We start from the raw sequence: 12,471 nt of genomic DNA, 5'->3' as shown, positions 1-12,471 counted from the left end.
ATAATACTTCCCTTAATTATGTAAATTGAAACCATAAAATTTCGGAAATTATTCACATCTTCCCCCATTTTACAATTCATGCATTTTATATCACAGTTTTGCATATACAACAAGTTAGGAGAACAATTCTTAACGGAATCTTATCATAACAGAATCTGTTCTAATCAAGGTTCACATAAAATACACTGAAAATAACTATGTTAAAGCACTTATATATGTTATAATACTCATATTCCTAGCAAATTTTCCATATAGGATTACTTAAATTTATAAAAATGGGAGGGCCTATGATAACACAAGAAGACTTAGAATATTTAGGTGCCAAGATATCATTCATACCTAAGTTGGCCAAGGAAGAGATGGACATCTTTTTGAATCAGACTTCCCCGGTAAAATTTCATAAGGATGCCATTATTTACAATAATAGTACAGAATGTCTTGGTGTTTTAATTATAAAAAAAGGTACTCTGCGAGCGCATATGCTTTCAGAGCAAGGCAAAGATATCACCTTATACCGTTTATCAGACGGAGATGTTTGCGTTCTCTCTGCTTCCTGCGTACTTAAAAATATTACATTTGATGTCAATATACAAGCAGAATCTGATACAGAGGCCTACTTAATCAAATCGTGTGCATTTCAAAAACTTATGGAACATAACATCTATGTTGAAAACTTTTCTTATCGAACCACGATCGATCGTTTTTCCGATGTTATGTGGACAATGGAGCAGATTCTATTTATGAGTTTTGATAAACGTTTAGCAGTATTTTTGTTAGATGAATCTTTAAAACATAAACAAGATGTGATTCCATTAACCCATGCACAGATAGCAAAATACATCGGTAGTGCCAGAGAAGTTGTTTCCCGTATGTTAAAACATTTTGAAGAAGATGGTATTGTGTCTCTAACAAGAGGCGGTATTGAAATTCTTGATAAAAAGAAGTTAAAGAGTATTATTTAATTAAAAAGTGAGGAGAAATCAGATCCATAGGAAGCCTATATGCTTTCCTATAGATAAATAGATTCTCCTCACTTTCTATTTTAGAATGAAATCTTATCCACTGAAAGGACTGTAACTATCTTTATTGAGCTGGAAGCATCTTTAAGATATCCTTTTTTGATTTAAATCCTACGCTACTAGCAACCAAATTACCTTTTTGCATTACGGCTAATGTTGGAATGCTCATTACACGATAAGCACTTGCTAGTTCAGATTGTTCATCTATATTAATTTTACAAACTTTAATATTCCCTTCTTCTTTCGCGATTTCCTCTATCACTGGAGAAAGCATTCTACATGGTCCGCACCAAGGTGCCCAAAAATCAAGTAATACAACTTTATCTTCCTCTAAAACTTCTGCTTTATAATTTTCCTTCGTTACGTGTAATACGTCCATAGTAAAACCTCCTTAAATTTTATTTTTATTTTTTTATGATCACAAATAATACCTTAGAAATATCAATTTGTTGTTTCTAACATCATTATATACCCCTTTAAATAATTTATCTGTGATTAAGTCACCGTAGCACTACATCTTTTTCAGAGATTTCTTCTCCCTTTTTTAATGGATATGATATAATGGATAGGAAACCATTGATTGCACTGTACAATACAACTTATCAGAAATTGCGTAGCTATTTTTGATAAAAGGTGCGCTTTTTGTACTGCTAATCCGATTATAGAAACATGATTTTCATTTCTATAATTATAAATTATGCTTAAACTATAAATAAAAGAATTGAAACAGGAATATTAACTTCACTGTCTCACGGATAATAACGATAAGAAAGAAAGGGATATCAAATGAGTTATAGTATAAAACAAGTTTCCGAACAAACTGGCTTATCCGAGCATACCATCCGCTTTTATGATCGAGAAGGTCTACTCCCCCTACTAAAAAGAGATGGAACTGGTAAACGTTCTTTTTCCGAAAATGATATTCAATGGCTTGGCCTCATCTGCTGTTTAAAAAATTCTGGGATGTCCATAGAAAAAATTAAAGAATTTATGTATTTATGCTTAAATGGAGAAGAAACCTGTGAGCAAAGAAAAGAGATGCTAGAATTACATAAGGCATATATCTTAGAACAAATTGAATTATTAAATCGCAGTCTTTGTACAATTGAATATAAAATTGATCATTATAAAGAGATTGGCGTCTTTCATCTTGATGCATTTCCTATCAGCTAATTTTCATGTTATCATGACCATCGGTACATCCGGTGGTTTTATTTGTACCTAAATATAATAAACAAGAAAAAGTACGCTTCGCGAACTTTTCCTTGTCATGAAATAAGGTTGTTGCATTAATTCTCTTATGCAACAACCTTATTACAAAAATAACCTTATTTCACAATGTCATATTTCCAGTCAATAATTCCACCAAACTCAAAAACATTCGTATACCCAAGCTCAGCTAATTCATAACTAGCTACCTTACTTCTTCTCCCACTATGACAGTATACTAATATCTTCTTATCCTTATCTGGTAACATTTCTTCTGCACGGTCTGTAATTTCTCCAACTGGTAAAAGAATTGCATTTTCAATATGTCCTTCCATAAATTCTTCATCCGTACGAACATCTAATATGACCAATTTCTCCTCGGAATTCATCATTTCTTTTGCTTCACTTTGTGTAATCTCTATATAGGTTTGTTCTTTCAACTCTGTCTCCTCCTTTGATGCATCCTGTTTTCTCGAACAACCAGCTAGTATCATTGCTCCTGTCAATATGAGTAATATATAGATAACTCCTTTGTGTAAAGGTCTTACTTTCATACTACCACTCCTTGATTCTTTTTTAATTTATTTCTAAATTTATTTATATACAATTTTAGCTTTATGTCCTTTCATTTTACATACAATTTTATTTTCAAATAAATTCTTTTCATAGAAACTTACTTTCACACAAATTCACTTTTCAAATAAATTTACTTTCATACAATTAATTTTCATACAATTTACTTTTCATACATATTTATTTTTCATACATATTTATTTTTCATTCAAATTTATTTTACATTCAAATTAATTTTAATACAAATTAATTTTAGAAACAGTTTAATTTTACCAAAGCAATTTATAATCGTATGTGACTTAATCACAGTAAATTAATAGGAATTATGGTAGTATTGTTTACAATAGGCAAACAATCATGTAAAATAAACAATCTGTAACTAGTAAACAAGAAAAAATACGCTTGGCGAACTTTTGCTTGTCATGAACAAAAAAGACGCTTCGCGAACTTTTCCTCATCAAGATTAATCAATAATGTCAAAAGATGAAAGGAGAATTATGCAGTATATTATATCCTTCTTAGAAGGTATTATCACTTTTATTTCCCCATGTTTATTACCTATGTTGCCGCTTTATCTTACTTATATTGCTGGGCAACCTGATACTCGGACCAAATATGGCACCTTAAAAAACGCCCTATTGTTTATCTCCGGTTTTTCCACCACATTTGTCCTTATGGGTGCATTTGCTGGAACACTTGGTAGATTTCTCATTCGATACCATACGGCTGTTAACATTATATCTGGTATCTTCTTGATTTTACTGGGGCTTAGCTTTTTAGGTATCGTAAAAATTCCGATCTTTCGTGGAATGAATAGTCATAAGCTAACTAAAACAAAAAATCAATCCATTGCTGCCTTCCTCTTTGGCATTATCTTCTCTGTTGGTTGGACTCCTTGTGTAGGGGCCTTCCTTGGTTCTGCTCTTGTTATGGCTGCGCAAACTGGAAGTACAATGAAAGGTATTGTTATGCTGCTTATGTACGCACTTGGATTAGGACTTCCATTCTTATTAAGTGCATTATTAATTGATCAATTAAAGTCTACCTTTGATTTTTTAAAGAGAAACTCAAGAAAGATATCTTTTGTTTCAGCTGGACTATTAATTTTGATGGGTATACTGTTCCTAACAGGTACTTATAGTGCTATTTTCTCATTTTTACAATAGGAAAAATCATAGATATGTTTAAAGCAGACACGTAGATTTTTGTAAAACATCGATGATACATTTAAGTAAATTGACCAGTATTTCTTTCATCATAATGATAAGCAAACCAAGATTAAAATTCTTATATAAGAGTGTAAAATTTTTCAATTTTTTACTCAGTAAGTTTGTGTCAGCGCTGAATCCACAAACTAAGATGATATGAATTGTCTTACAAGCAAGAAAAAGATTAGCGCAGAAATGAGGTTATATATGAAAAATAAAAAAATACTATGGATACTCGTTGTATTTGTTATTCTTATTGTCGGAGCAACTGTTCTTTACCAAAATCTCTCGAAATACTACGCAGAGCAAGAAGAGGAAAATGAGATAAAGCAGCAGGTAAGCATTACACCAACCCCTGAATCAGAGAATTCATCAAACAATACTTCCGAGCCATCCATTACAGAAACTCCTGAACCAACAATGCATCCTGCTATTGATTTTTCTATGCAAGATATCGATGGAAATTCTGTATCACTTAGTGACTATTATGGAAAACCTATTGTTTTAAATTTCTGGGCAAGTTGGTGTGGTCCATGTAAGGGTGAGATGCCAGAGTTTAATAAAGTTTATCTTGATTTAAAAGATGATGTGAATTTCCTCATGGTTGATTTGGTAGATGGGTCTCGGGAAACAATAAAAAAAGGTAGTAAGTTTATAGAAGATAATGGTTATGAATTTCCTGTATTCTTTGATGTAGATCAAGAAGGTGCGTACTATTATAGTGTCTACGCCATACCATCCACAATAATTATAGATAAAGATGGAAATATCGTAAATTATCATCAGGGTGCGATCTCAGAATCTGTTCTTAGAAAAGAGCTGGATGCATTATTGGGTGAGTAACAGCTTTAACCAAAACGCTATCATCTATAATAAAGATATATACTTAATTAATTTAGTATAATAGAATTATCAAAAATCCCAGAAATACCAATAAGGCTATACGTCTTATACAGGTTTATATTTCCGGGATTTTTTTATGAAATTAATACGGAATCCATATATGATAATTAGTTTACTTTATTAGATTAGAACTTTCTCTCTAATGACAGAAGATAAAAAAGAATCCCTATCAATGAAGTTCAACAAATGTATTTTTTCTACATCCGTGGCACTGTTATCAATAGAGATTCTCTTTTATATCGTTATAAGTTTAGACAATAATTTCCTAACTAAATTTACACATTCTTCAGTTGCTAATATTATTTATTGAAAGCCTCTTCTACCTCTGTCACCATAACTTGTACGGAGTTAATACCACCGCTTGATAAGTACCAGCATTCTGAATCAAGAGTAATGATTGAATTCTCTTTTGCAGCTTTCGTTCCTAATACTAGCTCATTATCAAGAGTCTTTTCTGCAGTTGTAGAACCACCTGCAATTACAGTTCTATCTACTACAAATAGGATATCAGGATCTATTTTGGCAATATACTCATAGCTGGCTTCCATACCATGCTTAGAAACTTCAATTGTCTCATCCGCTGGTTTTACTTCTAAAACATCATGAATGATACCAAATCGAGAACCTAGACCATATGCACTTAAGGAGCCATCGTTTGTCATAATAATTAAGCCTTCTTTATCACTACGATTCGTAATCTGTTTCACTTCTTCGACTTTGTTCATAATACCATCAATTGCAGTCTTTGCTTCCTCTTCTTTTCCAATTGCTTTTGCTATATTTTCAGTGTTACGTTTAAAGTCTTCCATGTAAGTATCAGCATTAAGCTCAACATAAATGGTTGGTGCAATTTTATTCAATTCTTCATAAAAGTCAACTTGTCTACCACCAATAATAATGACATCTGGCTCAAAAGTATAAATTGCTTCCATATCTGGCTCGAAAAGTCCACCGGCATTTACAGTATTTTCTTCGTACTTGCTTAAATAAGTTGGAATACTATCTTGTGGTATTGCAAGCTCACCGTCAAACGAAAGAGCATCTATCGTATCTAATGCACCCATATCAAATACTACCACCTTATCAGCAGCACCTTCTAAAGTTACAGTTCCCAGTGGATGTGTTAAGGAAAAGCTTGATTCTTCTGCCTCAGGTGTTTGTGTTGGAGCTGGAGTCACTGTACTCTCCTCACCTTTATTAGTATCCTCAGGTGTATCACCCTGTTTTTTGGCGCAACCTGTTAAAACACTTGTCGCCATAACTCCTAATAAAATTCCAGCTAAAACCTTCTTTTTAGCATCTGAGAAGATACTCTTATGAAAATTAATTTTTCTCATGTTTGTTTTATAATGATTCCTTACATTTAACTTTAGTCTCTTTTGTTTCGAAACAAGCCTTAGATATTGGATGCATTGTTCCATCCTTTTTGATATCTAAGACAACTTTTTATGTAGGAATCATTCATCCTCCTTTTTTTATTTATAATTTATGGGACAACATCCCATTGATTATCTAACTTAGAACAATAGTAGCTTTATTGCTCTATTATTTTTTAGGTGTAATAAAGACAGATATTATTTCCGCCTATTTCTTCTACCTTAATTTCCATCCCAAACACCTTCTGAAGCATCTGTGGATTCATAACCTCTTCCCTTGGTCCATTGGCAACAATTTTTCCATCCTTCATTGCAATAATATAATCTGCATAACAGGAAACAAAGTTAATATCATGAATTACTACCATAACCGTTTTTCCAAGTTCCTTCACCATTTTGGTTAGGATTTTCATGATTTGTACGGAGTGTTTCATATCAAGATTATTGAGAGGCTCATCTAAAAACACATACTCCGTATCTTGTGCCAATAACATTGCGATATAGGACATTTGGCGTTGACCACCACTTAATTCATCTAAGTAACGGTCCTTAATGGCATCGATACCCATGTAAGATATCGCCTCTGCAACTTTCTTATCATCCTCTTTTGTTAAACGTCCTTGACTATAAGGGAAACGGCCAAACTGTACTAGCTCGTGCACCGTAAGTCGAATATTAAGGTGATTTGTTTGGCTTAGGATAGAAAGTCTCTTAGCAAGATCTCTGTTGCTCCATTCCTTTACCTCTTTCTCATCTATGTGACACTCACCACTACTTCGATCCAAGATACGCCCTATTAAGGATAACAGTGTACTCTTTCCTGCTCCATTACTACCTACAAAGGCAATCAGCTTATTTTTCGGTATTGTAATCGAAATATCATCTACAACCTTTTTATTGCCATAAGCCTTTGTTAAGCCTCTTGTCTTTATCATGATTTTCCCTCCTTAAGCATGAGATATATAAAGTAACAGCCACCAATAAAATTAATGACAACACTAATCTGAGTTGAGTGGTGCAAGATACGTTCTACAAAAAACAGTCCACCAAACAGTGCAAGTGCTCCTAATAGTACAGCAACTGGCACTCTGATTTCATGACGATACGTTGAGACTAAATTTCTTGCAATACTTACAACTAAGATACCAAGAAAAGTAATCGGTCCAACGAGTGCTGTAGAAACCGCTGTTAAGATTGCAATATACATTAATGTTCTAAACACAGTTCTACGATAGGGAACTCCCAAACTAATTGCCCCCGCTTGACCAAGTCCTAAGGCATTAAGCTTCGAAAAATCTCTTCTAGCCACTATAGCAATCACAACAACAATTGTGATACTTATAAATAACAAATCTGTATTCATCTGATTAAAACTAGCAAACATCTTTCCCTGTACATGAGAAAATTCATTAGGATCCATTAATGCCTGCATAAAAGATGCCAATCCTGAAAATAATCCACCAAAAATCGTTCCTGCTAATACCATAAAGTAAAGATTTTTGCTGTTTCCTTTCAACATACCTAGAAATAAAAAAAACGAACAAAGTACCATTAGCCCAATGGATAATAAGTAATTAGGAAGACCGGTTAATTTACTAGCTCCCGCTTGACCGAAGAAAAATACGATGAGGGTTTGTAAGAATAAGTATAAGGAATCCAACCCTATAATACTCGGAGTTAAAATCTTATTGTTCGTAATCGTCTGAAAGGATACCGCAGAATAACCAACACAATAGCTTGCTAAAAAAACCGCTAACACTTTACGTAATCTACGTGGAAAAAAATAATTGATGTTCTTTGTTGTTAATCCTATGAAAAGGAAAAGAAAACAAAGAATGGCAACGATTAAGACTAGTATCAAGATACATTTTTTCTCTTTTGATATTCGTTTTGGTCTCATACGGTACCTCCCTCCTTATTCTTTTGAAATAGCAGGAATAAAAAGATTGCCCCACCTAAGACACTAACAATCACATTAACGGATATCTCATAAGGATAAACGATAATCCTGCTTAAAATATCGCAGAATAATAAGAAAGTTCCACCAAGTAATGCAGTATCAAACAAGGTATGTTTTAAATCATCACCATAATAGATAGATACAATATTCGGTATAATTAATCCCAAGAAAGCAATGCTTCCCACCGATACTGTGATAATAGAAGCAAGGAATGCTACTATAACAAACCCGATTATAGTAATTAATCTATAATTTAATCCTAGGTTTTTTGCAAAGCTCTCACCCATTCCAGCAATCGTAAATTTTTTCGCATATAAATAAGCGAAAATAACAAAGGGAATCCCTAAGTAAAGCAACTCATATCTTCCTTTGACTACCAAAGAGAAGTTTCCTTGTAACCAAGAGGATATGTTCTGTACCAAATCATAGCGAAAGGAAATATAAGCCGTTAAAGAGCTAACCACGTTTCCAAGCATCAAACCAATGAGAGGAACCATTACAGGACTTTTCAAAGGTATTTTTTGAAGAAGCTGTACAAACAAAAGACTTCCAAATAATGCGATGATGAAAGCAAACATCATCTTCGACATCATAGACTGCCCACCAAAAAATAAAATGGATAGTAAGATACCAAGCCTACACCACTCCATCGTTCCCGCAGTAGTTGGTGAAACAAACCGATTTCCTGTCATTGTCTGCATAATCTTACCAGATATGCTAAGTCCAGCTCCCGTTACCAAAACAGCTAAAAGTCTTGGAATTCGGCTATAAATTAGTAATTGATAATCCGCAGACCCTATTACCAATGCTTCTCTTAAAGAAAAATCTTGTGCTCCAAGCATGATGGATAGAAAGGATGCAATTATTAATATAATGATAAAAACAATTCTCTTCTTCACTGCTTTTCTCCTGTCGTTTTATGTTCTTCATTGACATTGGGAAGTATAACAAGGATAGTCTTTGGATTGAATGGACAATTTTTAACCTATGGACAAATCTTAAGAAATATGATATCCTAAAATCACTCAAATGATAATGACTCTCATTACCGTGTGGATTTTAATTTTGTCAGAAGGGGAATTTACTATGAAAGAAAAAATGGGTGGAATTTCATCACTATATCGAAACCAAACATTAAAAAATATAAACTTAATACAGGTAACAGTAACTAGTACAGAATCACTTCATTGCAAATTTCCACAAGGAGGATTTTTATTTCCAATCAAAGGACGAGCTCAACTAACAATAGATGAAGAAACCACAACCTATCTTACTTCAAGCTATGTACAGCATATAAAAAGCGGAAGCTATCTCCATCTATTCTCACTAGATCAGATAGATTTTGAGTTTATCCTACTTTCCTATACCTTTGGCAATTCCACTTTATCTCCTGATGAGTGCATTCCAAATTCATTTCATTTAAAGTTAACGGAAGCTAAAAAAACTCATATGATGCTAAAACGACTGATGGGAAAAATTACATCAAGTCATCATTACCATACGTTAACTCTTGAATTAGAGATGAGAAAGCTATTAAACACTGCCTTAAAACAAGGCGATACATCAGAACATCAGCTTCTTGATGTGGTATGCAGTTATATAAAAAAACACCTCTCCACCCCGATTACATTAGATGAATTAGCTGCTTATTTTGACAAAAAACCTGCTCAACTATCCCATTTGTTTTATAAAAACTTAGGGATCAGGCCAATAGAATATTTAATTAGGCAAAGATTAGAAAAAGCCACCGAGCTATTAAAGCAAGGTTACTCTGTGCAGTTGGCTGCATCAAAAGTGGGTTATGACGATGCTTTATACTTTAGCCGATTATATAAAAAATACTATCACATCCGTCCTAGTGAAGTAAAAGACTACCACAGAGTAGTATGTTAGTAATCACCTGTGTTTTGCATGCCACACCTACCTTTCCTTTGAAGCTAAAAACAAACTTCTGAGAAATTACATTTCTACTTGACATTAGACGTATAACTTGCTATAGTAACCATGGAATCAAGAGGAAATGCTTTTAGAGTGTATACTAAAATCGATGACTCTACCTTGCACTCCATTGATTACATAAAAAACAAGAAAAGTACGTTCACGAACTTTTCCTTAATATAATAAACAATTATTATTGTATTGCTAGGGGAGCCGCATTGGCTGAGAAGTAGACACCTACTGACCCTTATTACTTGATCCAGTTAGTACTGGCGTAAGGAAGCACCAAACGTCCTCCGAAGCAATCACAATTACAGTGACCGTAAGGAGGTTTTTTTTATGCGTGATTTGTTCGTTACATCCGTTGATGGCAACTACAGTTTAACAACACTTAGTTATATTTTATTAGTTGTTCTACTTGTTGCTTTAATAGTTTTTGCTTCTTTCTTTGCAAAAAATAAAAATACAAAGAAAATGCCTACACAGCAGTTAGTATTTTGTGCCATTGCGATGGCATTAGCACTTGTGACTTCTTATCTTGAAATATATTCTTTCCCATTTGGTGGCTCCGTAACTTTATTTAGTATGCTTTTTATCTGTTTGATTGGTTATCTCTATGGTGCAAAGACAAGTATTATTGTAGGTGTTGCATATGGTATCCTACAATTTGTTATAAAACCATATATCTATCATCCTGCACAGATTCTTTTAGATTATCCTCTCGCCTTTGGTGCCCTTGGGTTATCTGGTCTTTTCTATAAGAGTAAGAATGGATTGTTAAAAGGCTACCTTGTTGGTATTACAGGAAGATGGTTATTTACTACCTTATCCGGATATATCTTCTTTGGCTCTTATGCTTGGGAAGGCTGGAACCCACTTTTATATTCTATGGCTTATAATGGAGCCTATATCTATGCTGAGGGAATTGCAACCGTAATAATAATTTCTCTGCCTTTGGTGAAAAATGCCTTTGATCAGGTAAAGAAAATGTCACTTCAAGATTAATACAATTCATATTTTAAAGCTGTCCTAAACTTCACTTTAGGACAGCTTTTTTTGTATAAACTATAGTCTTACAAAGTTGTAATGTGAGAAATAAACCGAAATTTAGTTTTGTATTCAGCGAATTAAATAATTAACTAATTCATAATTAATTTATGGATTGAAACTTTTTTCCAAGTGTTATCGTCTAATAGATAGAAGCGAGACGGTTTATCCATATACATAACATCCGGCTAACTTGCGCTCGAATGAAGGAAAGGAAAGGTTGTTAATGACATGAAACAAAAGACTCTATTATTACTCACCCTCTTGTTTACTGCTTTTTTAGCTTCCTGTTCACATACAAAGGATGTTAATTTAACAACAATTAAAGTATTAGATATTAAATCCATCACCTTATTGTCCCTGCTGCCAGAGAATATTGTACAGATTCATGATACGAATGAGTTAAATCAGATCATAACAACAATACAACATCTTCCTCTCCATCAAAAGATTACAAATCCTATGTCTTTTGATGAGAGTTTAGTTCAATATACTTTGCAAGGCAATGATAACATAGAATTCACTATTTCCATTCAATCACCGTATGTATGCATTAATGATATCTGGTACTTAAGTGATTTTACATCATGCGAACAATTAAATGAGAAGGCTAATGAGCTATTCCATTAGCCTTACCTGTAAATTATAATAACTTTATATTTTGTAATAACCGTTTCAATAGCTTTGTAATAAATTGAATACTTGGTCCTGCTAACAAAGCGGTAATGAAGGTAATCACACCCACTTTCCCCCCTAGTAAATAACCAATTACAATAAGAATAAAATCAAAGCCTATTTTGGTTATTCCAAACCCCCATGGAAGATGGTCACTAATCGCCATTACCAGACCGGTGAAAGGATCTAAACCGATATCTACGCTGATAAAGATGGATACACCCACATAGATGAATAGACAGCCAAAAAAAGTTCCAATTCCTCTACTTAACACTGTATTTGTAACAAATATCTTGGGGAATAAAAATGTACCAAGATTTACAAATGTACCTAACGGTAGGATATACACTACCGTACCAATATTTATATAATGTCTACCAATAAAAAAAAGCAAAATAATGAGACAAATATTCACTATATTAGATATCGTCCCGAGCTGTGACACTGGTAAAGAACAAGCATTTCTAACACCATCATATAGTAAGGCAACGGGATCATTTCCAAATAATGATTTCGCATTAAATCCGATTCCAACTCCAACAAATAAAATACCCGTCAAAGCG

The 12,471-nt window shown here is 33.5% G+C and carries 14 protein-coding genes and 1 riboswitch; of the genes, 7 read left to right on the top strand and 7 right to left on the bottom strand.

What is annotated here, in order from left to right; genetic code table 11:
- The first annotated feature begins 287 nt into the window (after positions 1–287).
- Positions 288–962 carry a Crp/Fnr family transcriptional regulator gene (locus tag RTP52_RS14545; protein WP_312100517.1) on the top strand — a complete coding sequence of 225 codons (675 nt, stop codon included), beginning with the start codon at positions 288–290 and terminating at the stop codon, positions 960–962.
- A 121-nt stretch (positions 963–1,083) separates the two neighbouring features.
- Here the strand turns inward: RTP52_RS14545 and trxA are convergent, their stop codons facing one another.
- Positions 1,084–1,398 (bottom strand): thioredoxin, encoded by a 315-nt coding sequence (gene trxA, locus RTP52_RS14540; RefSeq protein WP_312100518.1) that lies wholly within the window; start codon positions 1,396–1,398, stop codon positions 1,084–1,086.
- A 407-nt stretch (positions 1,399–1,805) separates the two neighbouring features.
- Between trxA and RTP52_RS14535 the strand changes: the two genes are divergently transcribed.
- Positions 1,806–2,192, top strand: a complete 387-nt coding sequence (locus RTP52_RS14535) for a MerR family transcriptional regulator (protein ID WP_312100519.1) — start codon at positions 1,806–1,808, stop codon at positions 2,190–2,192.
- Between the two features lie 155 nt (positions 2,193–2,347).
- Here RTP52_RS14535 and RTP52_RS14530 read toward each other — a convergent pair whose 3' ends face one another.
- A complete protein-coding gene (locus tag RTP52_RS14530; RefSeq protein ID WP_312372164.1) occupies positions 2,348–2,782 on the bottom strand; it encodes a rhodanese-like domain-containing protein in 435 nt (144 codons plus the stop codon).
- A 516-nt stretch (positions 2,783–3,298) separates the two neighbouring features.
- On the opposite strand from RTP52_RS14530, the gene RTP52_RS14525 reads away from it, so the two are divergent.
- Together RTP52_RS14525 and RTP52_RS14520 are read left to right on the top strand one after the other, a co-directional pair.
- Positions 3,299–3,967 carry a cytochrome c biogenesis CcdA family protein gene (locus RTP52_RS14525; protein WP_312100522.1) on the top strand — a complete coding sequence of 223 codons (669 nt, stop codon included), beginning with the start codon at positions 3,299–3,301 and terminating at the stop codon, positions 3,965–3,967.
- A gap of 249 nt (positions 3,968–4,216) precedes the next feature.
- Complete coding sequence (locus tag RTP52_RS14520) at positions 4,217–4,852, top strand: TlpA family protein disulfide reductase (RefSeq protein WP_312100524.1); 636 nt, start codon at positions 4,217–4,219, stop codon at positions 4,850–4,852.
- Between the two features lie 359 nt (positions 4,853–5,211).
- Here the strand turns inward: RTP52_RS14520 and RTP52_RS14515 are convergent, their stop codons facing one another.
- The 4 genes from RTP52_RS14515 to RTP52_RS14500 form a co-directional block, all read right to left on the bottom strand.
- Entirely contained in the window at positions 5,212–6,249 is a 1,038-nt protein-coding gene (locus tag RTP52_RS14515; protein ID WP_312372162.1) for a siderophore ABC transporter substrate-binding protein, read from the bottom strand.
- 215 nt (positions 6,250–6,464) lie between these two features.
- The gene (locus RTP52_RS14510) at positions 6,465–7,223 is read right to left on the bottom strand and encodes an iron ABC transporter ATP-binding protein (RefSeq protein ID WP_312372161.1); all 759 of its coding nucleotides are present in this window, start codon (positions 7,221–7,223) and stop codon (positions 6,465–6,467) included.
- Positions 7,220–8,188, bottom strand: coding sequence for an iron chelate uptake ABC transporter family permease subunit (locus tag RTP52_RS14505; protein ID WP_312372160.1), 969 nt, complete (start codon positions 8,186–8,188; stop codon positions 7,220–7,222). The genes RTP52_RS14510 and RTP52_RS14505 overlap by 4 nt, the downstream gene beginning before the upstream one ends.
- Complete coding sequence (locus tag RTP52_RS14500; RefSeq protein WP_312372159.1) at positions 8,185–9,147, bottom strand: ABC transporter permease; 963 nt, start codon at positions 9,145–9,147, stop codon at positions 8,185–8,187. The genes RTP52_RS14505 and RTP52_RS14500 overlap by 4 nt, the downstream gene beginning before the upstream one ends.
- 187 nt (positions 9,148–9,334) lie before the next feature.
- Here RTP52_RS14500 and RTP52_RS14495 point away from each other — a divergent pair, with 187 nt between their 5' ends.
- The 3 genes from RTP52_RS14495 to RTP52_RS14485 all read left to right on the top strand — a co-directional run bounded on the left by RTP52_RS14495 (position 9,335) and on the right by RTP52_RS14485 (position 11,863).
- Positions 9,335–10,141, top strand: a complete 807-nt coding sequence (locus RTP52_RS14495; protein ID WP_312372158.1) for a helix-turn-helix transcriptional regulator — start codon at positions 9,335–9,337, stop codon at positions 10,139–10,141.
- 241 nt (positions 10,142–10,382) lie between these two features.
- A riboswitch (TPP riboswitch) is annotated at positions 10,383–10,484 on the top strand.
- 41 nt (positions 10,485–10,525) lie between these two features.
- Entirely contained in the window at positions 10,526–11,191 is a 666-nt protein-coding gene (thiT, locus tag RTP52_RS14490) for an energy-coupled thiamine transporter ThiT (protein ID WP_312372156.1), read from the top strand.
- A 273-nt stretch (positions 11,192–11,464) separates the two neighbouring features.
- Positions 11,465–11,863 (top strand): hypothetical protein, encoded by a 399-nt coding sequence (locus tag RTP52_RS14485; protein ID WP_312100539.1) that lies wholly within the window; start codon positions 11,465–11,467, stop codon positions 11,861–11,863.
- A gap of 13 nt (positions 11,864–11,876) precedes the next feature.
- Here the strand turns inward: RTP52_RS14485 and RTP52_RS14480 are convergent.
- A partial coding sequence (locus RTP52_RS14480; protein ID WP_312372155.1) for a YczE/YyaS/YitT family protein occupies positions 11,877–12,471 on the bottom strand: 595 nt, incomplete at its 5' end.

The organism is Lachnoclostridium sp. (assembly GCF_031997925.1).
Classification (GTDB): Bacteria; Bacillota; Clostridia; order Lachnospirales; family Lachnospiraceae; genus Lachnoclostridium.
Note: the sequence above shows the minus strand (reverse complement) of the source record. Positions and strands in the feature narration are given on the sequence as shown.